A 25,024-nucleotide genomic window follows, 5' to 3' on the forward strand; every position below is an offset into this window, starting at 1 on the left:
CAGGGCGAGCAGTTTCCGGCTCCCGGCGGCAACTTACAAGGGAGCCGTGCACCGGATATCCCGTCCCCCCTCCGGGGCACGGGCGCGAGCGGGCACCCTGCCGGCTCGACGCTCATTTGACCACCCCTTGCGGCTCCGTTACTTTTCCCCGTCATGAGTGAGAGCGATTCGCAGGAATCCGCCCCCCAGGGCGACCTCCCCGACTTCGAGCGCTCGGTGGCCGAGCTCGAGGCACTGATCGAACGCATGGAGCGTGGCGAGCAGAGCCTCGAGGAGGCGCTGCGCGACTTCGAGCGGGGCATCCACCTGACCCGCCACTGCCAGAAGGCGCTGGGCGCCGCCGAGCAGAAAGTGGCCATCCTACTCGAGAACAGCGAGGACGGTGATGTCGGCCCGTTTCGACCCGACGATTCTTGAAGCCCTGGAGGCGGCGCTGCCAACGCTGCGCGAGCGGGCCGAGCGCGCCCTGGAATCAGGCCTGCCCGGAGCGGATGCGCATCCGTCGCGCCTCCACGAGGCCATGCGCTACGCCGTGCTCGGCGGCGGCAAGCGCATGCGCCCGACCCTGGTCTACGCCACCGGCCGGGCCCTGGACTACACCGGCAGTGGGCTGGACGCCCCGGCCTGCGCCGTCGAGATGATCCACGCCTATTCGCTCGTCCACGACGATCTGCCCGCCATGGACGATGACGACATGCGCCGCGGGCAGCCCACCTGCCACCGCGCCTACGACGAACCGACGGCCATCCTGGTCGGCGACGCCCTGCAGGCCCGGGCCTTCGAGCTTCTCGCCGACGGCGAGCGGGAGGACGCCCCGGCCCCGGCCGCCCGCGCCGGGATGGTGCAGGCACTGGCCCGGGCGGCCGGCTCGCGCGGCATGGTCGGCGGCCAGGCCATCGACCTCGCCTCCGTCGGGCGCCGGCTCGACGCCGCCGAGCTCGAGGACATGCACATCCACAAGACGGGGGCCCTGATCCGCGCCAGTGTCCAGCTCGGCGCCCTGGCCAGTGGCCCGACCTGCGCCGCCACCCTCAACGCCCTCGACCGCTACGCCAAGTGCGTCGGTCTCGCCTTCCAGATCCACGACGACGTGCTCGACGTCGAAGGCGACGCCAAGGCCCTGGGCAAGGAGCAGGGCGCCGACGCAGCCCGGGATAAGCCCACCTACCCGTCAATCCTCGGGCTGCGCCAGTCGCGCGAACTGGCCGAGCGGCTGGCTGGCGACGCCATCGATGCCCTCGACGGGCTGGGCCCCGGCGCCGATGTACTGCGCGGACTGGCCGCCTACTGCATCCAGCGCCAGGCCTGAAAGCCCGCCTTCCCGGACAAAAACCCTGCCGAGACCGTCGGGATCGCCCCTTTACAAATATTTAAACTCGTTCCAAATTCAAACCTACCGCTGGAAGCCGAGACCGAGGCCGCAGAATCATGCTGAACCCCACTTGTCACCCGCCGCACACGACGGGCTCAGACACCAGGAACAAGACCATGGAAGACGTCCAGGGACGAGCCGACACCCGGCAGATCGAGATCAACAAGGTCGGCATCAAGGACATCCGCCATCCGGTGCGGGTCCGCGACCGCACGGGGCGGGACCAGCACACCGTGGCCACCTTCAGCATGTACGTGAACCTGCCGCAACACTTCAAGGGCACGCACATGTCGCGGTTCGTCTCGATCCTCGAGGGCCACGACCGCGAGGTGACCGTCGAGTCCTTCCACGAGATGCTCGCCGAGATGACCGACCGGCTCGAGGCCCATTCCGGGCACATCGAGATGGCGTTTCCCTACTTCGTGAACAAGCAGGCGCCGATCACCGGGGTCGAGAGCCTCATGGACTACGAGGTGACCTTCGTCGGCGAGATTCACGGCGACCGGCACGAAACCTGGGTGCGCGTTGCCGTGCCGATCACCACACTTTGCCCCTGCTCCAAGGAGATCGCCGACCGTGGCGCCCACAACCAGCGCTCGCTGGTCATCGTGACGGCCCTCATGGACGGTTTTGTCTGGCTTGAGGAGCTCATCGACCTCGTCGAGCAGGAAGGCTCCTGCGAGCTTTACGGGCTCCTCAAGCGCCCGGACGAAAAACACGTGACGGAGCGCGCCTACGACAACCCGAAGTTCGTCGAGGACGTGGTCCGGGACATCGCCGGCCGCCTCAACGACGATGAGCGCATCGCCGCGTACTCCGTGACCTCCGAGAACTACGAGTCCATCCACAACCACTCCGCGTTTGCGCTCATCGAGCAGGACAAGCGGGGGCGCTGACCGCGCGGCGACACCGCCCCGGCGCGGCCCGGATCAGCTGCCCCGCCCCGCCCGGGGGGCGACCTCCGCCCCCCGGGCGCCCATTTGATATCAATCAATCGCGACCCGTGCATCGACCGCCTTGAGTGCGTAGCATAGCCCTTGTAGAGTCTCTGACCGTTCGGTCGGTTGGCGAGATGACCGCACCCCGGAACCCGACGTAGGACGCGGAGCCCATGCCCGACAACACCGGTCGCACCGAAGCTGCCGAACGGATCGTCGCCGCTGCCAAGCAACTGTTCGCCCGCGAGGGCTACAGCTCGGTGTCGATCCGCGACATCGCCGAGGCCGCCGAAGTCAGCAAGGCCAATGTCTTCCACCACTTCGCCTCCAAAGAGGAGCTCTACGTGGAGACGCTGCGCCGCTGCTGCGAATCGGCCCGGGCGCTGATCCACGCCTTCGCCGAGGAAGAGACCCGTGACCCGGCACAGCAGCTGCGGGCCTTCGTCCGCGCCGACCTGCACCGCGCCCTGGACGACCCCGATGCCACCCGGCTGGTGCTCGCCGAGGCCTTTGACGCCAATCCGTGTCGCGCCCGGACCCTGGTCGACGAGGTCTTCGGTGCCGACTTCCAGCGCATGACAGAGATCTTCTCGCGCGGCCAGCACACCGGCTCCTGGCGCCGGGACACGAACCCGGCGCTGATGGCGTCACTGATGCTCGCCGCCAACACCTTCTACACCGCTCACCGAGAGGTCCTGCGCCAGCTCCCCGGCGTGGACTTCGCCGACGACCCTGATCAGTACGCGGATCACGTCGTCGACATCCTGCTCGACGGGATCCAAAAGGAGGCCTAAGTGACTGACTGGCACATGCTCGATTCGTCCCCCGAGGCGCCGGCCCGGCCACGCCGGCTGCGGACGGTGGTCGCCATCATCGCCCTGGCCCTGCTCGCTGCCGGCTGTGGCGACGATGCCGGCGACAACGACGGGAACGGCGGCGAGGAGGCGCTTTCGGTGACCTGGATCGAGGCCACCGAGGAACAGGTCCGCGAGGTCCGCAACACCGTCGGCAGCGTCGAGGCCAAGTCGCGCCCGCTGCTCGCCGCCGAGGTCGGTGGCGTCATCGATGCCATCCATGTCGACGAGGGCGCCCGCGTCGAGCGCGGCGACCTGCTCGCCGAGATCGACCGCGAGGACTACGTCGACGACCGGGATGCCGCGGCCGCCGATGTGGCCCGGCTGACGGCGATGGTCGGCGTGCAGGAGCGCAACGTGGCCCGCAACCGGGAACTCTACGAGGACGATCACATCTCCGAGGACGAGCTCGACAACGCCGAGGCCGAACTCGAGGCTCGCGAGGAGGAGCTCGCCTCCGCCCTGGCGCAGTTGCGGCGCGCCGAGCGGGACCTGGAGCGGACCCGGATCCGCGCCGTGGTCAGCGGTGCCGTTGATGAACGCCACATCAGCGAGGGCGACTACGTTACCGCCGGCGACTCGGTCTTCCAGCTCATCAATCTGGATCGGCTCAAGGTCCGCCTGCCGGTCTCCGAGAGCCTGGCCCCGCGGCTCGACAGCGGGACAGAGCTGATCCTGCGCAGCCGCTCCGGCCTGCAGCCAGAGCTGGAGACCACCATCTCGGACCTGCGACCCGGCATCCGCGATGCCACCCGCTCGCTGCAGCTGATCGCCGAGGTGGACAACCCCGGCGGCTGGCGCCCCGGGGCCAGCGCCGAGGCGGAGGTGGTGCTCGATGTCCGCGACGGCCTCGTCCTGCCCAACCAGAGCGTCGTGCGCCGCCCCGCCGGCGAGGTGATCTACGTCCTCGGCGAGGACGGCGGCGCCGTCGAGGAGCGCGCCGTGGAGGTCGGCACCCGCTTCGGGGACCGCGCCGAGATCCGCGACGGGCTGGAGCCGGGTGAACGCGTCGTCCTCGACGGCGCGGGCTTTCTCACCGACGGCGCCGCCGTGGACGCCGCTCCCCACGAAGGCGACGACGCGGACACGGAGTAACGCACCATGACGCTCTCCGAGCTCTCCATACGCCGCCACGTTCTGGCGGTGATGATCAGCGCGCTGATCGTGCTCATCGGCGCGATCGCCTATCAGGATATCGGCACCGACCGCATCCCCAATATCGACTTCCCCATGGTCAGCGTCACCGTCCACCAGGACGGCGCCGACCCGGAGCTGATGGATTCGGCGGTCACCGACGAGGTCGAACGGGCCGTCAACACCGTCCCGGGCATCGACGACATCCAGTCGGTCTCCCTGCCCGGGACCTCGGTGGTCACCATCCAGTTCGATCTGGAAGTGGACGTGGACGTGGCCTTCAACGAGGTCAACGCGAAGGTCTCCGAGATCGTCCAGGACCTGCCCGAGGAGGCGGAGGCACCGGTCGTCGACAAGGTCGAGATGGACGCCCAGCCGATCATGTGGCTCTCCCTGCAGGGAGATCGCACGGCGCAGGATCTCGACCGCTACGCCCGCAACGAGGTCCGGCCGCAGCTCGAGGGCATCACCGGCGTCGGCGAAGTGCAGATCGGCGGCGCCCGGGAGCGGACCATGCGCCTGGAGGTCGACCCCGACCGCATGGCCGCCCACAACGTCGACGTGCAGACGATCATGCGGGCCCTCGAGGAGGAGCACGCCCAGATGCCGGGCGGCTTCCTGGTCGGTGGCGAGACCGAAGAGATGCTCAAGCTCGACGTCGAGTACCACGACGCCGAAGGACTCGAGCAGATGATCGTCGCCGGGGACGGCGACGAACGCGTGCGCTTTAGCGACATCGGCCGGGTCGAGGACGGCCTGGCGGACATGCGCCAGCTGGCCCGGTTCAACGGCGAGCCGACCATCGGCCTGGGCGTGGTCAAGATCTCCGGGGCGAACACCGTCGCCATCATCGACGAGGTCAAGGAACGCCTGGACGATCAGATCCGTCCCCAGCTGCCGCCGGGGCTGGAGCTGCACATCTCCACCGACGAGTCGCAGTTCATCCTCGAGCAGATCGACTCGCTCTACCTGACCATTGCCCTGGGCATCCTCTTCGCTGCCCTGGTGATGTGGCTGTTCCTGCGCAACCTGCGCTCGACGGCCATCGTCTCGCTAGCCATCCCCGTCTCGCTGATGGCGGCCATCGCGGTGATCCACTTCTTCGGCTACACGCTGAACTCGATCACCATGCTCGGCATGCTGCTGCTCATCGGCGTGGTGGTGGACGACGCCATCGTGGTGCTGGAGAACATCTACCGCCACCGCCAGCAGTACCGGGAAGGCCCCATGGCGTCGGCGATTTCCGGCTCCAACGAGGTTTTCTTCGCGGTCATCGCCTCCACCCTGACGCTGATCTCGATCTTCGGTTCGGTGATCTTCATGGAGGCGATCATCGGTCGGTTCTTCGAATCGTTCGCGGTGGTGGTCGCCTTCGGCGTGCTCGCTTCGAGCATTGTTGCCCTGACCCTGATCCCGATGCTCGCCTCCCGCTTCCTCCACGTACCGGAGCAGGAGGGGGCCTTCTACCGGGCCCTGGAGCAGGGCTTCAAGGCCATCGAGCGGGTCTATCGGTGGGCGCTCGGCTACATCCTGCGTTTCCGGTGGACGACGCTCGGCCTGGCGGCGGTCTTCGCCGTCACCGTCGCGGTGGTCATCGCCCCGCGCCTGGGCGGCGAGTTCGCCCCGGACGAGGACACCGGGGAGTTCATGGTCAATTTCCAGACGCCGCTCGGCTCCGGGATCGAGTACACCGACCGGCAGATGCGCGAGGTCGAGGCTATCCTTGAGGCGCAGCCGGAGGTGGATCGCTACTTCTCGGCCATCGGCATCGGCGACCGCGGGCAGGTCAACCGCGGCATCGCCTTCGTCCGCATGGTCGACCGCGACAAGCGGGACGCTTCGCAGCAGGAGGTGGTGCAGCGGATCCGCCCCAAGCTCGCCGAACTGCCCGGGGTACGCGCCTTCGCCTCCGACGTGCCCTTCGTCCCCGGCCAGCGCGGCGAGCCCCTGCAGTTCGTGGTCACCGGACCCAACGTCGAGGAACTCGGCGATCACGCGCGGGCGATCCAGGAGCGCCTGGAGGAGGTCGACGGCATGGGCAGCATCGACCTGGACCTGGATCTGGAGCTGCCCCAGGTGGAGGTCGAGGTGGATCGGGAGCAGGCCCGGAGTCTGGGCCTGAACGCCCACGACATCGCCCAGACCATCAACGTGCTTGCCGGCGGCTTCGATGTGGCCCGCTTCGACGACGGCCCCGGGGGGCAGGACGGGCGGCGCTACGACATCCGCCTCAAGGCCCAGGAGGACATGATCCGCGACATCGACGACCTGCAGCGGATCCAGCTCCTCTCTGAGCACGGCGAGATGGTGCCGCTGGAGGCGGTGACCACCATGGAGGAGACCCTGGGGCCGGCGGCGATCACCCGCCACAACCTCTCTTACTCGGCGGAGTTCTACGCCGACCCGGAACTACCACTGGCCGAGGCCGTCGAGGAGCTCAACGCCGTGGCCGACGACGTCCTGCCGCTGAACTTCGACGTGGAGCTGGTTGGCCAGGCCGAGGAGATGGAACGGGCCGTCGCCGCCATGCTCTTCGTGCTCTTCCTGGCGGCGACGCTCGTCTATATCGTGCTGGCCAGCCAGTTCAACTCCTTCGTCCAGCCACTGCTGATCATGGCGGCACAGCCGCTGGCGCTGATCGGCGGACTGCTCGGTCTCTGGGTGGGCGGCTTCACGCTGAACATCTACTCGATGATCGGCATGGTGTTGCTCATGGGCCTGGTCACCAAGAACGGCATCCTACTGGTGGATCTAACCAACCAGTACCGCGAGAAGCGGGATCTCTCGATCAATGAGGCCCTGGCCGAGGCGTGCCCCATCCGTCTGCGCCCGGTCCTGATGACCTCGCTGACGCTGATCCTGGCGCTGATCCCGGCGGCGGCCGGCCTGGGTGCCGGGGCCGAGACCAATGCACCGATGGCAGCGGCGATCATCGGCGGTATGATCACGGCCATGCTGCTCACCCTGGCTGTAATCCCGGCGGCCTACTCCCTGCTCGAGGGCTACCTCGCGCGGCGGGGCTGGGGCCGGCTGAGCAAGATCGCCGAGGACTACTTCGGATGAGGGGCGGCCCCGGGGGCCTGACGGCCCCCACGCCCCTGCGAAAAGGACCAACGCCCATGAAGCGAGGCAACACGAGAGCGCAGTTCAGGCTCGCCCCCCGGTTCACCGGCTGGACCCTGGCCGCCCTACTGGCGCTGCCCGGGGCCATCGCCGCCGGTGACAACGGCAACAACGAGCACGACGCCGCTGAGGCGGTGGTCGACGCCCCGGTCCCGGTGGAGGACGACGAGGACGCCCTGGCGCCAGCGGAGGTCAAGGAGCGAGACCCGCAACAGGACCTGCTGCAGGTGTACCGGCTGGCCCTGGAGGCGGACCGCAGCCTGGCCGCAGCCCTCAACCGGCGCCGCGCCGCCGACGAGGAGATCGCCCAGGCCCGCTCGCAGTTCCTGCCACAGATCACCGCCTCGGCGGGCTACGAGGACGAGACCCAGGACATCGAGGACGTGCCGGAAGATCTGGACACCTCCGGCTGGGACGCCTCGCTGTCGCTGACCCAGCCGATCTTCCGGCGCGGCAACTTCATCGACCTGGAGCGGGCCCGCACCGCCGTGGACCGGGCCGACGTGGAGCTCTCCCTGGCCGAGCAGGCACTGGTGGTGGATGTCACCGAGGCCTACTTCGACGTCCTCCTGGCCCAGGACGAGCAGGCCCTGGTCGAGGCCGAGCTGGCCGCCGTCGAGAGCCAGCTGCGCCGGGCCGAGCGGGCCCTGGAGGTGGGGACCGGCACCCAGACCGACGTCGACGAGGCGCGGGCCGCCTTCGACCGGGTGCGCGCCGAGCAGGTGGCCGTGGACAACCAGGTGGAGGTCGCCCAGCAGGCACTGCGCCGGCTGACCGGCGAACTGCCCGGCGAGCTGGCCGGCCTGGGCGAGACGTTCGAGCCCAAGCCGGTGGAGCCCACCGACACCGACCACTGGGTGGACCTGGCCCAGCGCTACAACCTGGAGGTCCAGCTCGCCGAGCGCGATGACCAGCTGGCCCGACACGACGTCGAAAGCCAGCGCGCCGATCGCTGGCCGGAGGTGGAGCTGGAGGGGCGGCTGACGCGCTTCGATGGCGAGCGGGATCAGCTTGCCGGAGCAACTTCTGGTGGTGCGGGCACCGGCATCAACACCCAGGACGGCTACACAGACACCCGCTCCATCCGGCTACAGGTCTCGGTGCCGCTCTACACCGGCGGGGCCATCTCCAGCCGGGTGCGCCAGGCCGAGGCGGAGCGCACCGCGGCCAGCGACGACCTGGCCGATCAGCGCCGGGCCGCTGCCCTGGACGCCCGTTCCGCCTTCCTCGGCCTGACCTCGGAGCTGGAGCGAGTCCGGGCGCTGGAGCAGGCCCTCGTCTCGGCGCGCAGCAACGAGGCCTCGGTGCGTCGCGGCCAGGAGGTAGGTACCCGCACCACCACCGACGTCCTCGACGCCCAGAGCCAACGCTTCGAGACCAAGCGCGACCTGGCTGCGGCGCGTTATGATTACCTGCTGAACTTCGTGCAGCTGCAGGTGGCCGCCGGACTGGCGGTGGACGAGACGGTCATCCGCGAGGTCAACGAACAGCTGCAATCGGTTTCCCGATAACCCCGGATCCCATGAAACAAGCAGCGTGCACAACGACCACGGACGAAGCCCTGCAGGCCCTGCGTGACGCGGGGCTGCGCCTGACCCAGCCGCGGCGGCAGATCGTCGCCACCCTGGTGGCCGCCGATACCCCGCTGAGCCCGCGCGAGCTGCATCAGCAGCTCGGGTCTACGGCGTGCGACCCGGTGACGGTCTACCGCTGCCTGACCGACTTCGAACGCCTCGGGCTCGTGCACCGACACGAGTTCGGGGACGGCTCCACCCGCTACCAGCTGGTGGAGGCCGACGGCAGCCACCAGCACTACGTCATCTGCCGGCACTGCCAGCGCAAGGACCCCATCCACGCCTGCCCGGCGGACCTCGAAGCCGCGGTGCGCGCCCGCGGCTACGCCGGGGTCAGCCACACCCTGGAGTTCTTCGGCGTGTGCCCGGACTGCCAGCAGGGATCCGATCAGGAGCCGCGGTGAGCGCCTCCCGAGCCACGCGCACTGCCGAGGATCCTGCACGGGCCAAGCGCCGGGTCACCCTGATCGGCGGGGTGATCAATCTCTTCCTCGGCTCCGGTAAGATCGTCGCCGGCTGGCTGGGGCAATCCCAGGCCTTGGTCGTGGACGGGGTCCACTCCCTCTCGGACCTGGCCTCCGACGCCCTGGTGTACGTGGCCGCCACCTACGGGAGCCAGGAAGCGGACAGCGACCACCCGTACGGCCACGCCCGCATCGAGACGGCGGCGACCGCCGGCATCGGCGCGGTGCTCCTGCTGGTGGCCGCCGGGTTCATCTACGACGCGGTACAGCGGCTACTCGTCGCCCCGGAGTCGCTCTGGGTGCCGGGCTGGCTTGCCCTCGGCGCAGCGCTGGCGTCGCTGGTCATCAAGGAGGGCCTCTACCACTACACCCGGTGGGTGGCCAACCGGGCGCACTCGAACCTCATCCACGCCAATGCCTGGCACCACCGCTCCGATGCCCTCTCCTCCGTGGTGGTCATCGGCGGCATCATCGGCGTATTCCTGGGGCTACCGTGGCTGGACGCCGTCGCCGCCATCGTGGTGGCACTGATGCTCGCCCACGTGGGGATCCGCTTCGCCTGGCGCTCGGTCTGCGAGCTGGTCGATACCGGCCTCGATCCGGAGCAGGTGGCGCGCATCGAGGGACTGGTCGGCGAGATCGACGGGGTTCGCGACGTTCACGGCCTGCGCAGCCGGCACATGGCCGAGGAGGCACTGATCGACCTGCACATCCAGGTGGACCCGCGGCTGAGCGTCTCCGAGGGCCACCGGATCAGTGAGGCCGTGCGCCGGCGCCTCATCGAGGACATCGGCGTGGTCACGGAAGTGCTGGTGCACGTCGACCACGAGCCGCCGCACTGGGACGAGGCCACCGCCGCCCTGCCCCTGCGCAGCAAGGTCGAGCGCGACCTACAGACCGCCTGGTCGGGCATCCAGGGGGGCGACAGCGTCGAGCGCGTCGACCTGCACTATATGGAGGGACGCCTGGAGGTGGAACTCCACCTGCCCTGGGGCCCGGACTGCGACACCACCGCCCTGCACCAACGTGCCACCCAGCTGGCCGCAGCCGCCGAGGGCCTGGCCTACGTCAGCGCCTGTCGGGTCCACTTCATCGGACGCTGAGCGGGGGCTCGGCCAAAGCAGCCAGTTGCTCGCGCAGCGCCAACATGTGTTCCTCCCAGTAGCGGGGCTCGGCGAACCAGGGGAAGGCCTGCGGGAACGCCGGATCCTCCCAGCGCTCCGCCAGCCAGGCGGCGTGGCGCATCAGCCGCAGGGTGCGCAGGGGCTCGATCAGGTGCAGCTCGCGCGGGTCGAGCTCACAAAAGGTCCGGTACCCCTCCAGGACCGCCTCGAGGAACGACTCCTGCTCGGCCCGCTCGCCGGGAAGCAGCATCCAGAGATCCTGGACGGCCGGCCCGGTGCAGGTGTCATCCAGGTCCACCAGATGGAACCCGGCCTCGGTCTGCAGCACGTTCCCCGGGTGGAAATCGCCGTGCACGCGGATCGGGCGCACCGACCCGGCACGCTCCCAGCAGGCGTTCACCGCCTCGAGGAGATCCTCGGTAAGGGTGGCGTAGGCCTCCTCCAGGTGCGGCGGCAGCCAGTTGCCGGCCAGCAGCCAGTCCCGGACCCGCCGGCCGTGATCCCCCGGGTCGAGGGCGGGACGATGGGTGAAGGCACCGCCCCCGCCGACGACATGGATGCGACCCAGGTAGGCGCCCAGGCGGCGAAGCACGTCGCGGTTGTCCACCTCCAGCATGCGCCCGCCCCGCATGGGATACAGGGCGATGCGGAAGCCGTGGCTGTGGGCCAGGGTGCTCGCTCCACAGCGCATGGGCGCCACCACCGGCACCTCGGCGGCGACCAGCTCCTCGCTGAAGGCGTGCTCCTCGAGGATCTGCGCATCGTCCCAGCGCCCGGGGCGGTAGAATTTGGCCACCACGGCCGGGCCGTCCTCCACCCCGACCATGTAGACCCGGTTCTCGTAGCTGTTCAGTGCCAGCAACCGGCCGTCGCTGCGCACGCCGCCGACGGCCTCGACGGCATCGAGGACGGTGTCGGGACCGAGGGTCTCGAACGGGTGGCGCGTATCCATGAACCGGCTCCTACAGCTGGGTGTGGGCGACGACGTTCGTCCGGGGGACGGCCCCGGCCCCGCAGTCAGGGTAGCCCGCGGGCTGGTCGGCCGGCTATCCTTGGCCCTTTGAAAGGTCAAGCAGGTGGGAAACCCCATGCGCATGCAGAACGTCGAACGCGGGCCGATCGCGCGGGTCGCGGGCGTCATCGGGGCCATCGCCGTCATCGCCCTGGCGGCAACGCTCGGGATCGTCGTGCTGGCGGTGATGCTCGGTCTGGCCCTCATCGGTGCCGTGATCATCGCCGCCCGCACGTGGTGGCTACGCCGCCAGATGCGTCGCGCCGCCGCCCGCGGCGAAGGCTTCGACCCGGCACGCCGATCCGGCACGCCGACCCGTGGCCGGATCATCGAGGGCGAGTACAGCCGCGGCTCAGAGGACGATCCGCGTCATCCGCGGCGCTGAGTTGAGCCCGCCCCGGCAAAAGCGGCAGGAACCGCCGCGCCCCCGGGAGCGCCCCGTTCGCCATAGGGGAGCAGAGACGGCGTGAAGGATCGTTTCACGGTCACCATCACCGACTTCCGCGGCGCCCGCCACTATTCGCTGCACCAGATCGCCAAGCGCTTCGCGCTGGCCCTGGCCGGCGGCTTGGCGCTCGTGCTGCTCGCAGGCGCCCTCGCCCTCCATGCGCTCAACGACAAGATCACCGAACTGAACCAGGTCCGCGCCGACAAGGCCGAGGCCGCCCGCCAGATCGAGCGGCGCAACGAGGAACTCCGCGAGCTGGTCAGCGAGCGGGAGCAAGAGATCCACCGCATGGATCTCGAGCTCGGCCACATCGAGACCCTGGTCGGACTCGATCCCCAGCCGGAGGCCAAGCGCCGCGAGCGGCTCGACACCGCCGGCCAGACGGCGCTCGAGAAGGCACTGATGTTGCGAACCATCCCCAGCGGCTGGCCCCTCCAAGAGGAGTCACGAATCACCAGCGGCTACGGCTGGCGGACCCATCCGGTGACCGGCGAGCGCTCGTTCCACGCCGCGGTCGATCTGCGCGCACCGGTGGGCGAGAAGATCGTCGCCACCGCCGACGGGGTAGTCAACTTTGCGGCCAAGCACCAGGGCAGCGGGCTCGGCAAGCTGGTCATCCTCGCCCACGATTTCGGTTTCCAGACCCACTACGCCCACCTGAGCCGGATCGAGGTGGAGACCGGCGAGTTCGTCGAAGAGGGCGATGTCATTGCCCGCTCCGGGGCCACCGGCAATGTCAACGGCCCCCATCTGCACTACGAGATCTGGCACACCCAGCGCAAGCTGAACCCGGAACCGTTTCTGGACTGGAGCCTGGAGAACTATGAAGAGCTCTTTGAAGAAGAGGGCCGCGTAAAATGGGAATCATTGGCAAAGGGGATCAATCGAAGAGCCGAAGCCCTGGAACGACAGTTATCTGCGACGGCACGCGATTGGTCGGAGAACTGACCCTGGAGTCGAACCTGCACCTGGACGGGCAGATCAAGGGCACCATCGTCTCGGACCATGACGTGAGTATCGGCCACACCGGCCGCTTCGAGGGCAATATCAAGGCCCACCGTCTGCTGGTCAGTGGCTACGTGGAAGGCGTGATCGACTGCGCCAGCCTCGAGATCGTCGCCGAGGGGCGCGTCTTCGGCGAGCTCCACAGCGACGACTTCATCATCGAGGCCGGCGGCCAGTTCCTCGGCGAGAGCCATCCGCGGCGCGAGGTGCCACTGGCCGCCTTGCAGCATGAAGCCGGCCGGGAGTCGCAACTGACCGGGCCGGAACAGGCGCAGGCGCCAGCACAGGCGGAGACCGGGGCCGATACCGAGGCCGGGGCCACCCCGACGACGGACACCCCGCCCGAGCCCGAGCCGGAACCGCCGCGAGCCGACCCCGGGCCCGAGCCGCACCGGGAGGAAGCGCACGGCCCGGCGGAGGAACCTGAGCAAGCGCAGGGAAGGCAGGAGCAGGAAGAAGAGGAGCCGTCGCGCAATGTCCGCCCCCAGCCGAGGCAGACGTTCTGGGGGCGGCGCTGATCTGTGGCGGGCCCGCCGGCGGCGTGTGCTAGCATGGCCGGTATCCGCCTGGGGGATTCAGGGTTTCTGAGCGCCCAGACAGAGACGGCGAACGGGCAACAGAGGGGGAGACGCCGTGGAACGTTGTATTGGCCTGGACATGGGGTACGGGTTCATCAAGATCGATGACGGCCGCGAGGGGCACGTATTCCCCAGCGTCGTCGGCGAGGGCGAGTCGGGCATGCCGATGTCCCTGGGCGTGGCCCAGCGCAGCGGCAGCAGCGAGCTGCGCATCACCTACGGTGGTAAGAGCTATCTGCTGGGCGACTACGCCATCCGCCACTCGCGCCTGGCGCACCGGGGACTGTCGCCGACCCGCGCGGAGGGGGACGACCTCAAGATCCTCTTCCTCGGCGCCCTCAGCCTCTACGCCCGCGAGACGGTGAACAACTTCCACGTGGTCACCGGCCTGCCACCAGGCCGCATGCACATGGCCGACGACCTGGTCCGCCAGCTGCGCGGCGACCACGAGGTCATCCGCCACGTCGGCCCGAGCCGCTTCGGGGTCAGCATTCGGCTCGAGAACATCGAGGTGGTCCCGCAGCCGGTGGGCAGCTTCTGGGCCGAGGTCCTCGACGACCGCGGGCAGATCCGCGGCGATCACCCGCTGCTCAACGGCCGCGTCGGCATCATGGACATCGGCTTCCGCACCAGCGACTTTGCCACCGTGATCGACGGCGAGTACTCCCCGGGCTTCTGCAAGACGGTGCCGCTGGGGATCTCCTTCGGCTACGAGGAGATCGCCCAGGAACTCTCCACCCAGTACGGGCTCGAGCGCGAGCAGTACACGCTGGACGAGGCCATCATCCAGGGCCAGGTCAACGTCAACGGGCGACCGGTAGACATCGTCGAGCTCCGCGACCGCATCTTCGGCGACATCGCCACCAAACTGCTGGTCGAGGCCCGCTCGATGTGGCAGATCCAAGAGTACGACCACATCATCATCACCGGTGGCGGTGGCCGGGTGCTCGAGCGCTACCTCCGGCCCGAGCTCTCCCAGGCCCAGCTGGCGCAGGACTCCGTCACCGCCAATGCCCGCGGCTACTTCAACTGGGCCTATTTCAACGCCCAGCAGCGCGCCGCGGAGATGGGCCACGCCGCCGAGCAGGAGGCCGCCCCGCAGGAGGACTACCGTTCCGGCAGCTACGGCACCGGCAGTACCACCTACAGCCGCGGGGGCGACAGCGGCGGGGACGGCGCGGCCGTGCCGCCGGCCCGCAGCGGCAGCGAGGGCTGACCGCCTCCCGCTGGGGCCCACGCCCCGGCGAGCGGATCGGACCGAGGGGCCGCGCCGCCTGGCGCGGCCCCTTTTTGTTTGGCGTGGGTCAATCTGCTGTTGCAACGCAACACGGGTGGTGCTATGTTGCATCGCACAAGGCATGGCGAGCGGTCATGCCTCGAGCAGCTTCAACAAGGAGAGAGACCCATGCAAGACCAGCTCAACAAGACCATGCAGCAGTTCCAGAAGATGATGGAGCCGAGCCGCAAGCTCAACGCGCTGCTCCTCGACCACGCCGAGAAGGTCGCTCACCTGAACCTGGAGGCGGCGCGCTCCTACACCGACCTGGCCATGGAGCAGATGCGCAAGGCCATGGAGGTCCGTGATCCGGAGAGCTTCCAGAACTACCTGAACGACCAGGGCAAGGTCGTGCAGACGATGAGCAACAAGTTCACCGAAAACGCCAGCACCCTGGCCGACATCAGCAAGAACATGGGCGAGGAAGTACAGAAGATCGCCCAGGAGAACGTCACGGCCATGACCGAGACGATGCAGGGCCAGGCCGAGAAGGCCACCGGCAAGGGCCGCAGCGCGGGCAGCAGTGCCAGCGGTGGTGCCTCGGCGGGTGGCAGCGGCAGTGGCTCCGCCGCCTCCGGCAGCAGCAGCAAGAAGTCCGCGTAACCCCTCCGGGGATTCGCGACAACGGAGCCGGTGCCCCGCGGGGCGCCGGCTCCGTTTCGTTCAGCCCCCGCAACGGGGCACCGGGGGGGGGGTCAGCCGGTTTCCCGGGCAATGGCCCGGGCACCGATGTCCCGCCGGTAAAACACCCCCTCCCAGTGGATGGCGGCGACACCGCGATAAGCGGCCTGTTGCGCAGCAGCCACACGCTCGCCCAGGGCGCAGCAGCAGAGCACCCGACCGCCGTTGGTCACCACCCGGCCGTCGGCGTCGAGGGTCGTGCCCCCGTGGAAGACCTTGCAGCCGGTGTGCTCGGCGTCGTCGAGCCCTTCAATGACATCGCCCCGCTCCACCGGCCCCGGATAGCCGGCCGCCGCCATCACCACGCCGACCGCCGGGCGCGGATCCCAGCTCAGCGCCACCTCCGGCAGCCGGCCGTCGAGGGCAGCCCGGCAGAGCTCGGCGAAGTCCGCATCCAGGCGCATCAGCAGGGGTTGCGCCTCCGGGTCGCCCAGGCGGCAGTTGTACTCGAGGACGCGCGGATGGCCCTCGTCGTCGATCATCAGCCCGGCGTAGAGAAACCCCTTGTAGGGCCGCCCCTCGGCGGCCAGCCCGCGGACCGTGGGCCGGATCACCTCGTCCATGACCCGCTGGTAGAGCCGTTCATCCATCAGCGGCGCCGGCGAGTACGCGCCCATCCCCCCGGTGTTCGGCCCCTCATCACCGTCGTCCCGCGGTTTGTGATCCTGAGAACTGGCCATCGCCACCACATGCTCGCCGTCGACCAGGGCGATGAAGCTCAGCTCTTCGCCCTGCAGGCACTCCTCGACCACGACGCGCGCACCGGCGTCCCCGAAGGCCTGGCCTGAGAGCATGCGCTCGGCGGCCAGCAGGGCGGCATCCTTGGTCGCCGCCACTTCGACACCCTTGCCCGAGGCCAGCCCATCGGCCTTGATGACCATCGGCGCGGGGTGTTCCCGGATGTAGTCGGTGGCCGCGCCCAGATCGTCAAAGGTCCGGTAGGCCGCCGTGGGGATCCCGTGACGGGCCATGAAGGCCTTGGCGAAGGCCTTGGAGCCCTCCAGCTCCGCGGCGGCCGCGGTCGGGCCCAGACAGGGGAGCCCCGCCTCCTGGAACGCGTCCACCACCCCGGCCACCAGCGGTGCCTCGGGCCCAACCACCGTAAAGGCCACCGCTTGTTCCCGGGCCTGCTGGACCAGCGCCGGGACGTCCTCCGCGCCAACCTGGATGTTCCGGACCCCGGGCTCGCGGGCGGTGCCGGCGTTACCGGGAGCGACGAGCACCTCCTCGACCTGCGCCGAGCGCGCCAGGGCCCAGGCCATGGCGTGCTCGCGACCGCCCCCTCCGATAACCAGTACCTTCATCCTCTACCTCGCTTGGCCGCGTTCAGTGGCGGAAGTGGCGCATCCCGGTGAAGACCATGGCCAGGCCATGCTCGTCGGCGGCGTCGATCACCTCTTGGTCGCGCATCGAGCCACCGGGCTGGATGAGCGCCGCGGCACCGGCCTCGGCGGCCTGATCGACTCCGTCCCGGAACGGGAAGAAGGCGTCGGAGGCGAGCACCGAGCCCTGCAGGGCGAGCCCCGCATCCGACGCCTTCTCGCAGGCGATCCGGGTACTGAACACGCGGCTCATCTGCCCGGCCCCCACACCGAGGGTGCGCTGCCCGCCCGCAAAGACGATGGCGTTGGACTTGACGTGCCGCACCACTTCCCAGGCGAAACGCAGGTCGGCCCATTCGGCGTCGGTGGGCTGACGCCGGGTGACCACCCGCAGGTCGGCCGGATCGACCACTGCGGTGTCTCGATCCTGGACCAGGAGACCGCCGCGCACCCGCTTGAACTCCAGATCTGCGCCAGCCTTCCGCGGCCAGCGGCCGGTCTGCAGCACGCGCACGTTGGCCTTGGCGGAGAAGCGCGACAGGGCCTCGTCGGTGACCGCCGGGGCAATGACCACCTCCACGAACTGGCGATCCAGGATGGCACCGGCCAACTCGGCGTCGACGGTGTCGTTGAAGGCGATGATGCCACCGAAGGCCGAGGTCGGGTCGACCTCGAAGGCCCGGTCGTAGGCCTCGCGCAGGGTCTCGGCACAGGCCACACCGCAGGGGTTGGCATGCTTGACGATGACACAGGCCGGCGCCTCGAACCCCTTGACGCACTCCAGCGCGGCATCGGTATCGGCGACGTTGTTGTAGGACAGAGCCTTGCCCTGGAGCTGGCGCGCCGTGGCGACGCTGGCCTCACCGGGGGTGACGTCACGGTAGAAGGCAGCGGACTGATGCGGGTTCTCGCCATAGCGCATATCCGCGATCTTCTCCACCTGCAACGTCCAGATACCCGGGAAATCGCCCTGCTGCTCGCCCTGCTCGTCGCGCTGGCTCAGGTAGGCGGCGATGGCGCCATCGTAGCGTGCGGTGTGGCTGAACGCCCGGGTTGCCAGGTGGTGACGCAGGGCCCGGCTGGTCCCGCCGAGGCGCTGGACTTCGTCCAGGACCCGATCGTAGGCGGCAGCCTCGGTGACCACCGCCACATCGGTGTGGTTCTTGGCCGCAGCACGGATCATGGCCGGCCCGCCGACGTCGATGTTCTCGATGGCCTCGGCCAGCGTGCAATCCTCGGCGGCGACGGCCTGCTCGAAGGGGTAGAGGTTCACGCAGAGCAGGTCGATGGGCCCGATGCCGTGCTCGTCCATGACCGCGTCGTCCGTGCCGCGCCGCCCCAGCAGCCCGCCGTGGATGCGCGGATGCAGGGTCTTGACCCGGCCATCCATGATCTCCGGGAAGCCGGTCTCGGCCGAAACCTCACGCACCGGGATACCGGCCTCGCCCAGCAGGCGGGCCGTACCACCGGTCGAGAGGATCTCGACGCCTTGCTCATGCAGGGCCCGGGCGAAGCCCTCCACCCCGCTCTTGTCGGAAACGCTGATCAGGGCCCGCCGCAGGGGCCGCACGCCGTCGTTAGTCGCCATATTGGATTGTCCGGGTTGTTCAGTTGTAGTCGATGCCGTGATCGCGCAGCTTCTTGCGCAGGGTCGCCCGATTAAGGCCGAGCAGCTGCGCAGCCCGCGTCTGATTGCCAGAGCAGTAGTCCATCACCGACTCGAGGAGCGGAACCTCCACCTCGTTGAGCACCAGCCGATAGAGACCATTGCAGTCGTGCCCGTCCAGCTCCCTGAAATAGTCATCCAGGGCGCGGCTGACCGCCTCGCGGATGGGCCCCCCCACCTCGCCGTCGCCGCCCCTGCCAGGACCCTGTCCGGGACCGGGTCCCTTGCCGTCCTGCATGCATCACCCCCATTCATGTCTGTCTGGAAGGATAACAGAGCCGACCGGCGGCCCCCCGGGCCCTGGCGGCCCTACTCGACCGGTCGGAATGACAGCGAGAAACTCTCGGCCCCGCCGTCGGGCTCTGCCACGTAGAGTTCCACCGGGATCCGAGCCCCCGGCTCCATGCCCGCGCCCAGGCGCGCCCGCAGACGGCTGTCGGCCACGTAGTCCTCAGGGCGAACCCAGCGCTCGCCGGTCACGTGGCCGTCCAGATCCCGCAGTGTCAGCCGCATCTCGGGATAGGGCAGGCGCCGCTCGCCGGTGTGCACCAGCACCCCGCCGAGCATCAGCGCATCGTCCCGACGCGGATCCGGCTCCAGCCAGCGCTCCTCGACCTCGATGACGTCGTAGCTCGCCGCGGTCTCCAGCTGGCAGTCGTACACGGCGCAGACCGCCGAGAGCCACGCCCGCGCCCCGGGCAGCTCGAGCAGCTGCGCGCGGTAGAGATACGAGCCGTGGACCAGGGCCGCCGCCAAAACCAGCACGCCAGCGGCGGTCATCCAGAGGCGCCGCTTGGGCCTCGTGCCAGCCCCCGGGGCGCGGGCGGGACGCTGCCCGGCACGCAGCTCGGCCAGGACCTGCTCCCAGTCGGCCTCGGACCCCCCCGGTTCGGCTGCCCGATCCGCCGCCTCCGGGCCGGAACCTGAGCGCTCCCCCGCGGTCGAGCGCTCACCGACGAGGGCCTGCAGGTCCACCGGCCGATCGCCGCTGTCGTCGGGCAGCATTCGGCCGATGGCCGACATCTGCGGTCCCAGGGCGGGGATGCGCACCTCGTCCCCACCGGCGGACCGGGACGGCGGGGCCCCGTCGGTCGTCGCGGCACCCGGCTCGCCGCGCAAGTCCTCGCTCAGCGCCTGAACCGCGTCGAAGGTGGTCTGGCACAGGCCACAGGTAACCCGACCGCGCGCCTGGCGAAGCTGCCACGCACGCAGCGCGAAGATCGTCCCGCATCCAGGGCACTGGGTGTACACGGGCTTCCCTCGTTGTTGGAAAATCCGGCGACCGACGTTCAGGCGGTGCGGGTGCCGCTGACCAGCACCCAGTCGCCGCGAGTCTGCGGCGCATCCCAGGCGATGCTGCCCTGGAAGGCATCCATGACCTGCTGCTCCTGCCCCAGGAGGATCCCGGAGAGCGCCAGGCGCCCACCGACGCGAACGCCGCTACGCAGTCCACCGGCCAGCTCCACCAGCGTCGATGCAAGGATATTGGCGACGAGGAAATCGGCGCAATACGCCGGCCGCTGATCGACGGCGTACGCCGGGACCCAATCGGCGACACCGTTGCGCTCGGCGTTCTCGCGGCTGGCGATCACTGCCTGGGGGTCGTTATCGACGGCCATGCAGCGGGCCGCGCCCAGACGTACCGCAGCCACGGCCAGGACGCCAGAGCCGGCGCCGAAATCGAGGCCGTCACGCCCCTGGATCGGCTCGCCATCAAGCCACTGCAGGCACAGCGCCGTGGTCTCGTGGGTGCCAGTGCCGAAGGCCAGCCCCGGGTCGAGGCGGATGGCCACGGCGTCGCGCGGCAGCTCCGGCTCGCTCCCGGTGGGGACGATCCAAAGCCGCTCGCCGAAGGCCATGGGGCGGAAGTGGTCGAGCCACTCGCGCTCCCAGGCACGATCCTCCAGCGTCTCCGCCTGCCAGCCTTGCAGACGTTCGCCCAGCTGCCCGGCGAGCAGCTTGTAAAGGTCCTCGGGATCGGTCCCGGCAGGAAACAGCGCGGCAACTCGAACCCGCTCCCACATCGGGTGCTCGCCCACGCCGGGCTCGAGGAGCACGGTGCCGTCATCGGCCTGGTAGGTCTGGGACAGCGCCCCGGCCAGTTCCAGGGCGCCATCCACGGCATCGAGGTCGCCGGCGGCGACCTCCAGCGTAACCTGCAGCTGCGCCACGACTCAGGAACCTTGTCGCGGGGTCGGGGGAACCACGAAGCAGGCGGCCTGCTCGCGGGTATAGAAGCAGCCGTCGCGCTCGAACCCGGAGACCACCCGCTGCTTCACCGCGATGACCCGACCGCGGTCGTCGCGTTCGCTGATCAGCTCCTCGGGCAGACCGTCGAGGCGGTGAAAGGGGGCCGGCTGCCCGTTCCCGCTGCAGGAGAGGTAGATCGTCCCCGTCTCGGTGTCCAGGAAGGCCGGGCGGAAGCCGTGGTCCCGGTTGCAAGCGCTGACGCCACCGGTCCCCTGGAACGTGGCGTTCTCACACTTGAGTCGCTCTGCCGTAAGGGCGCGAGCCATCGCTCACCACCTCCGAACGTCGATACCGCTTCACGGGTTATCGGCCGCTCCACTGGCCCCCTGAGTCGGGCAACGCTCCCTGCGTTGCTACTGATTCCGGTAGTTGGACACCGCGTGCTCGATCTCGGCTCGCGCGGCGTCGGCGCCCTTCCAGTCGCGCACCTGAACCCACTTGCCGGGCTCAAGATCCTTGTAGTGCTCAAAGAAGTGGCTGATCTCCTGCAGCAGGCGCGGCGGCAGGTCGTCGGGCCCCTTCACCTCGCTGTAGTCGGTGGTCAGCTTGTCCACCGGAACCGCAATCAGCTTGGCATCCTCGCCGGACTCGTCCGCCATCTCCAGCACACCCACCGGGCGGCAGCGGATCACCGAGCCGGGCTGCAACGGCAGGGGGGTGATGACCAGGGCGTCTACCGGATCGCCATCATCGGCCAGCGTCTGCGGCACAAAGCCGTAGTTGCACGGATAGTGCATGGCCGTGGCCATGATGCGATCGACGGTGAGCGCACCCGTCTCCTTATCCACTTCGTACTTCACGGGGCCGCCGTGGAGCGGGATCTCGATGACGACGTTGATATCGTCCGGAATCGACCGCCCGGCGGGCACGGAATCGAGGCTCATGCAGTTACTCCGTTCAGTAGAGGACGTTTGCGTATCGAGGAACGGTTCGACAGGGGCGAACTGTAACGCCGTTGCTGCGCCGCGGCAAGCAAGGCCGCGGCGCAACCGGCCGCCCCGTAAGGGGCCCTATGCCAGCGCACCCCGGCGTCGACGTCAACCGGCGGCATCGTGCCGCCATGCCATGCGGTATGATTGGGCCGAACAACCACCCAGGGGGAGAGCATGGGTCCTTTGCTGCAGAAACTGGTGGGGATCTGCCTCTTTCGCGACGGTCCCCAGGATCTGCCCTACTCGGCCACGCACCTGCTCGGGTTGATCGGGGCGAGCATGATCCTAACCTACATCGCCGCGGACAACCTCCCGGACACGGGCACCGTCGGCCTGCAGGTGGTGGTCGCGACCGGCTTCAGCCTGGCCTTCCTCTACGCCCTGCTCCTGCTGCGCGGACTAACCCCGCGCTTCACCCAGAGCGCCACGGCGATGTTCGGCACCGACGTGCTGATCGGCATCCCGGTCACACTGATGACCTTCCCCATCGCCGCCTACGGCGCGGAGCAGGCCCAGGGCGCCGCCGCCGGCATCCTCTTGCTCTGGTTCTGGCAGGTGGCCATCCTCGGGCACATCTTCCGGCATACGCTGGAGATGCGCCTGGCGCTCGGCATCCTCCTGGCGCTGGCGTACAGCTTCCTCAGCTTTCAGGTGGTCCAGCTGGCCGCCGACTGATCGGGACGGTCCATGAAGATACACATCCTCGGTATATGCGGCACGTTCATGGGCGGCGTCGCCCTCCTCGCCCGGGAGAGCGGGCACGCGGTGGACGGCAGCGACAGCGCGGCGTGGCCACCGATGAGCGACATCCTCGACCAGGCGGGCGTCCCGGTCCGACCCGGCTACGACGCCGCCCACCTGGAACCCGCCCCGGACCGGGTGGTCATCGGCAACGCCCTCTCCCGCGGCAACCCGGCTGTCGAGCACATCCTGGACCGCGGGCTGCCCTACCAGTCCGGTCCCGCGTGGCTGGCGGAGAACGTCCTCAACGGCCGCTGCGTGGTAGCCATCGCCGGCACCCACGGCAAGACCACCACCGCCTCGATGACCGCTTGGGCCCTGGAGCGCTGCGGCCTCGACCCGGGCTATCTGATCGGCGGCGCCCCGGGGTTCAGCGAGCGCTCCGCCCGGCTAGGCACCGGTTCGCCCTTCGTGGTGGAGGCCGACGAGTACGACACGGCCTTCTTCGACAAGCGCGCCAAGGTCGTCCACTACCAGCCCCGCGTCCTGCTGCTGAACAATCTGGAGTACGACCACGCCGACATCTACCCGGATCTGGAGGCCATCGCCACGCAGCTCCACCATGCGGTGCGTACCGTCCCCGGCAACGGCCGCGTGCTCATCAACGGCGATGACCCCAACCTGCCCGCCGTCGTCGCGCGCGGCTGCTGGTCGCGGCTGGAGCGAATCGGCTTTGGCGCCGACAATGACTGGCGCATCACCGCCGACGACGGCCCTGACGCCGGCGCCGTACTCCTGCACCGGCGCACTCCGCTCGGCCCGCTGCATCCGCCGCAGCCGGGCCGCCACAACCTGGCCAATGCCGCGGCGGCGGTGGCGGCTGCCGCCGGGGCCGGGGCGGATCCGACCACCGCCCTGGAAGCCGTGAACGCCTTCCCCGGCGTCCGCCGCCGGCTGGAGGTGCGCGGCCGCGTCGGCGGGGTCGAGGTCATCGACGACTTCGCCCACCACCCCAGCGCCGTGGCCGCCACCCTGGAGGCCCTGGCCGCCCCGGGGCGGCGACTGCTGGCCGTGCTGGAGCCGCGCTCGAACACCATGCGCCTGGGCATCCACCGCCGGCAGCTGGCCGACGCCCTGGCCCGCGCCGACCACGCCTTCGTGTTGACCCCACCGGACCTGCCCTGGTCCGTCCCCGAGGCCCTGGCACCACTGGGAGGGCGCCTGCATACCGCCGCCGAGGTCGACCACCTGGCCCGGCTCGCCCTGGCCGAGGCGCGCCCTGGCGACCGCCTGGTGGTGATGAGCAACGGCGCCTTCGGCAACATCCACGAACGACTGCTGGCCGGCCTGGAGGCCGGGAGCGCCCCGGCATGAGCGGGGTCAGCGTCGCCCTAACCGGGGCCTCTGGCCTGCAGTACGGTCTGCGCCTGGTGCAGACCCTCGCCGGGGCGGGCGAGACCGTCCATCTGCTGGTCTCCGATGCTGCCCGGGTGGTTGCCGGACTGGAGACGGACACGCCGCTACCCCGGCGCAGCGCCGAGTTGCACCGCCAACTGGTCGGGGCCCTAGACATCGATCCGGCGCGGCTCCACGTCTACAGTGATCAGCAGTGGACCGCACCCCTGGCTTCCGGCTCGGCAGCCCCGAAACGCATGGTGGTCTGCCCCTGCACCACCGGCACCCTGGCGGCGATCGCCGGCGGACACTCGGACAGCCTGATCGAGCGCGCCGCCGATGTGGTACTCAAGGAGCGCGGTCAACTGGTGGTGGTTCCGCGGGAGACCCCGCTCTCGGCGATCCACCTGGAGCATATGCTGTCCCTGACGCGGCTCGGCGTGGTGGTCCTGCCGGCCAACCCGGGGTTCTACCATCGGCCGCAGCGGGTCGAGGATCTGATCGACTTCGTCGTGGCACGGATCCTGGACCACTTGGATGTGGCCCACGACCTGGGCCCCCGCTGGGGCAAGGAGAGCGACTGATGGACGATGAGCTGCCGCTGTTCCCTCTGCGTACAGTGCTTTTCCCGGGTGGGCGACTGGAGCTGCGCATCTTCGAGCGCCGCTATCTGGATCTGGTCACCTACTGCCTGCGCAACGACAACACCGGCTTCGGCATCTGCCTGATCGAGAATGGCGGCGAGGCGGGGCTGCCGGCCCGTCCCCACGCCGTGGGGACGGAGGTGCGCATCATCGACTGGGACCAGCGCAGCGACGGTCTGCTGGGGATCACCGTCGAGGGACAGCGGCGCTTCGAGATCCTTGAGCGGCAGACCCCGACGGGGAAGGTGCAACAGGCGCAGGTGCGCTGGCTGACCGACCCGCCGGCGCCGCAACTGGACGCCGAGCTCCGCCCGCTGGCCGATCTGCTGGAGCGAATCCTCGATCAGATCGGCGGCCTGTACGGGGCCATGCCCCGCCAGCTCGATGATGCCGGCTGGGTCAGCGCGCGGCTATCGGAGCTGTTGCCGATCCCCACCGAGGCGAAGCAGCAGCTGCTGGAGATCGACGCCCCGGAGGAGCGCCTGGAGCTGCTGCGCCGGGCCCTGGAGCAGGACTCGCCGCCCCGCGGCGACGCCGACTAGCCCCACGCA

General features: G+C 69.4%; 26 protein-coding genes. 18 read left to right on the plus strand and 8 right to left on the minus strand.

Going from position 1 to position 25,024, the window contains the following annotated elements; all coding sequences use genetic code 11:
* The first annotated feature begins 153 nt into the window (after window positions 1-153).
* The 9 genes from LRA98_RS10560 to LRA98_RS10600 all read left to right on the plus strand — a co-directional run bounded on the left by LRA98_RS10560 (window position 154) and on the right by LRA98_RS10600 (window position 10,562).
* Entirely contained in the window at window positions 154-417 is a 264-nt protein-coding gene (locus LRA98_RS10560; RefSeq protein ID WP_201172064.1) for an exodeoxyribonuclease VII small subunit, read from the plus strand.
* Window positions 386-1,309 (plus strand): polyprenyl synthetase family protein, encoded by a 924-nt coding sequence (locus LRA98_RS10565; RefSeq protein ID WP_238634004.1) that lies wholly within the window; start codon window positions 386-388, stop codon window positions 1,307-1,309. Before LRA98_RS10560 ends, LRA98_RS10565 begins: the two co-directional genes overlap by 32 nt.
* A gap of 179 nt (window positions 1,310-1,488) precedes the next feature.
* On the plus strand, window positions 1,489-2,268 hold the full coding sequence (folE2, locus tag LRA98_RS10570) for a GTP cyclohydrolase FolE2 (RefSeq protein WP_238634003.1): 780 nt from the start codon (window positions 1,489-1,491) through the stop codon (window positions 2,266-2,268).
* A 215-nt stretch (window positions 2,269-2,483) separates the two neighbouring features.
* Entirely contained in the window at window positions 2,484-3,104 is a 621-nt protein-coding gene (locus tag LRA98_RS10575) for a TetR/AcrR family transcriptional regulator (protein ID WP_238634002.1), read from the plus strand.
* Window positions 3,105-4,259 carry an efflux RND transporter periplasmic adaptor subunit gene (locus LRA98_RS10580; protein WP_201242272.1) on the plus strand — a complete coding sequence of 385 codons (1,155 nt, stop codon included), beginning with the start codon at window positions 3,105-3,107 and terminating at the stop codon, window positions 4,257-4,259.
* A 6-nt stretch (window positions 4,260-4,265) separates the two neighbouring features.
* Window positions 4,266-7,361 carry an efflux RND transporter permease subunit gene (locus tag LRA98_RS10585; RefSeq protein WP_238634001.1) on the plus strand — a complete coding sequence of 1,032 codons (3,096 nt, stop codon included), beginning with the start codon at window positions 4,266-4,268 and terminating at the stop codon, window positions 7,359-7,361.
* A 56-nt stretch (window positions 7,362-7,417) separates the two neighbouring features.
* Complete coding sequence (locus LRA98_RS10590; protein WP_238634000.1) at window positions 7,418-8,932, plus strand: TolC family outer membrane protein; 1,515 nt, start codon at window positions 7,418-7,420, stop codon at window positions 8,930-8,932.
* Window positions 8,933-8,943: 11 nt separating this feature from the next.
* Window positions 8,944-9,399: a Fur family transcriptional regulator gene (locus LRA98_RS10595; RefSeq protein ID WP_201172086.1), complete on the plus strand. Its 456-nt coding sequence runs from the start codon at window positions 8,944-8,946 to the stop codon at window positions 9,397-9,399.
* On the plus strand, window positions 9,396-10,562 hold the full coding sequence (locus LRA98_RS10600) for a cation diffusion facilitator family transporter (RefSeq protein WP_201172089.1): 1,167 nt from the start codon (window positions 9,396-9,398) through the stop codon (window positions 10,560-10,562). The genes LRA98_RS10595 and LRA98_RS10600 overlap by 4 nt, the downstream gene beginning before the upstream one ends.
* Here LRA98_RS10600 and LRA98_RS10605 read toward each other — a convergent pair.
* Complete coding sequence (locus LRA98_RS10605; protein ID WP_238633999.1) at window positions 10,549-11,535, minus strand: serine/threonine protein kinase; 987 nt, start codon at window positions 11,533-11,535, stop codon at window positions 10,549-10,551. The genes LRA98_RS10600 and LRA98_RS10605 overlap by 14 nt on opposite strands.
* Window positions 11,536-11,671: 136 nt before the next feature.
* Between LRA98_RS10605 and LRA98_RS10610 the strand changes: the two genes are divergently transcribed.
* The 5 genes from LRA98_RS10610 (at window position 11,672) to LRA98_RS10630 (ending at window position 15,505) form a co-directional block, all read left to right on the plus strand.
* Complete coding sequence (locus LRA98_RS10610) at window positions 11,672-11,980, plus strand: hypothetical protein (RefSeq protein ID WP_201172097.1); 309 nt, start codon at window positions 11,672-11,674, stop codon at window positions 11,978-11,980.
* Between the two features lie 81 nt (window positions 11,981-12,061).
* Window positions 12,062-12,991, plus strand: coding sequence for a peptidoglycan DD-metalloendopeptidase family protein (locus LRA98_RS10615; protein WP_201172099.1), 930 nt, complete (start codon window positions 12,062-12,064; stop codon window positions 12,989-12,991).
* Window positions 12,976-13,566, plus strand: a complete 591-nt coding sequence (locus LRA98_RS10620; protein ID WP_238633998.1) for a polymer-forming cytoskeletal protein — start codon at window positions 12,976-12,978, stop codon at window positions 13,564-13,566. The genes LRA98_RS10615 and LRA98_RS10620 overlap by 16 nt, the downstream gene beginning before the upstream one ends.
* Before the next feature lie 115 nt (window positions 13,567-13,681).
* On the plus strand, window positions 13,682-14,842 hold the full coding sequence (locus LRA98_RS10625; protein WP_238636629.1) for a ParM/StbA family protein: 1,161 nt from the start codon (window positions 13,682-13,684) through the stop codon (window positions 14,840-14,842).
* 189 nt (window positions 14,843-15,031) lie between these two features.
* Window positions 15,032-15,505 carry a phasin family protein gene (locus LRA98_RS10630; RefSeq protein WP_201172104.1) on the plus strand — a complete coding sequence of 158 codons (474 nt, stop codon included), beginning with the start codon at window positions 15,032-15,034 and terminating at the stop codon, window positions 15,503-15,505.
* A 92-nt stretch (window positions 15,506-15,597) separates the two neighbouring features.
* Here the strand turns inward: LRA98_RS10630 and purD are convergent, their stop codons facing one another.
* The 7 genes from purD to ppa all read right to left on the minus strand — a co-directional run bounded on the left by purD (window position 15,598) and on the right by ppa (window position 21,705).
* The gene (gene purD, locus LRA98_RS10635) at window positions 15,598-16,887 is read right to left on the minus strand and encodes a phosphoribosylamine--glycine ligase (protein WP_201172106.1); all 1,290 of its coding nucleotides are present in this window, start codon (window positions 16,885-16,887) and stop codon (window positions 15,598-15,600) included.
* Between the two features lie 22 nt (window positions 16,888-16,909).
* Window positions 16,910-18,493: a bifunctional phosphoribosylaminoimidazolecarboxamide formyltransferase/IMP cyclohydrolase gene (gene purH / locus LRA98_RS10640; protein WP_238634222.1), complete on the minus strand. Its 1,584-nt coding sequence runs from the start codon at window positions 18,491-18,493 to the stop codon at window positions 16,910-16,912.
* A gap of 19 nt (window positions 18,494-18,512) precedes the next feature.
* Window positions 18,513-18,809 carry a DNA-binding transcriptional regulator Fis gene (gene fis / locus LRA98_RS10645; RefSeq protein ID WP_201172119.1) on the minus strand — a complete coding sequence of 99 codons (297 nt, stop codon included), beginning with the start codon at window positions 18,807-18,809 and terminating at the stop codon, window positions 18,513-18,515.
* A gap of 71 nt (window positions 18,810-18,880) precedes the next feature.
* Complete coding sequence (locus LRA98_RS10650; RefSeq protein ID WP_238640839.1) at window positions 18,881-19,822, minus strand: DUF3426 domain-containing protein; 942 nt, start codon at window positions 19,820-19,822, stop codon at window positions 18,881-18,883.
* A gap of 38 nt (window positions 19,823-19,860) precedes the next feature.
* The gene (gene prmA / locus LRA98_RS10655) at window positions 19,861-20,742 is read right to left on the minus strand and encodes a 50S ribosomal protein L11 methyltransferase (RefSeq protein WP_238634195.1); all 882 of its coding nucleotides are present in this window, start codon (window positions 20,740-20,742) and stop codon (window positions 19,861-19,863) included.
* 3 nt (window positions 20,743-20,745) lie between these two features.
* Complete coding sequence (locus tag LRA98_RS10660) at window positions 20,746-21,087, minus strand: hypothetical protein (protein WP_201172126.1); 342 nt, start codon at window positions 21,085-21,087, stop codon at window positions 20,746-20,748.
* A gap of 87 nt (window positions 21,088-21,174) precedes the next feature.
* Complete coding sequence (gene ppa / locus LRA98_RS10665) at window positions 21,175-21,705, minus strand: inorganic diphosphatase (protein ID WP_201172136.1); 531 nt, start codon at window positions 21,703-21,705, stop codon at window positions 21,175-21,177.
* A gap of 222 nt (window positions 21,706-21,927) precedes the next feature.
* Between ppa and LRA98_RS10670 the strand changes: the two genes are divergently transcribed.
* The 4 genes from LRA98_RS10670 to LRA98_RS10685 are packed head-to-tail and all read left to right on the plus strand — an operon-like array spanning window position 21,928 to window position 25,015.
* Window positions 21,928-22,428, plus strand: a complete 501-nt coding sequence (locus LRA98_RS10670; RefSeq protein WP_201172139.1) for a hypothetical protein — start codon at window positions 21,928-21,930, stop codon at window positions 22,426-22,428.
* A gap of 12 nt (window positions 22,429-22,440) precedes the next feature.
* Window positions 22,441-23,808, plus strand: a complete 1,368-nt coding sequence (gene mpl / locus LRA98_RS10675) for a UDP-N-acetylmuramate:L-alanyl-gamma-D-glutamyl-meso-diaminopimelate ligase (protein WP_238634196.1) — start codon at window positions 22,441-22,443, stop codon at window positions 23,806-23,808.
* Entirely contained in the window at window positions 23,805-24,413 is a 609-nt protein-coding gene (locus LRA98_RS10680) for a flavin prenyltransferase UbiX (RefSeq protein ID WP_238634197.1), read from the plus strand. Before mpl ends, LRA98_RS10680 begins: the two co-directional genes overlap by 4 nt.
* Entirely contained in the window at window positions 24,413-25,015 is a 603-nt protein-coding gene (locus LRA98_RS10685; RefSeq protein ID WP_201172154.1) for an LON peptidase substrate-binding domain-containing protein, read from the plus strand. The genes LRA98_RS10680 and LRA98_RS10685 overlap by 1 nt, the downstream gene beginning before the upstream one ends.
* Window positions 25,016-25,024: the final 9 nt, after the last annotated feature.

It is taken from the genome of Halorhodospira sp. M38 (genome assembly GCF_022227985.1).
Taxonomy (GTDB): Bacteria; Pseudomonadota; Gammaproteobacteria; order Nitrococcales; family Halorhodospiraceae; genus Halorhodospira; species Halorhodospira halophila_A.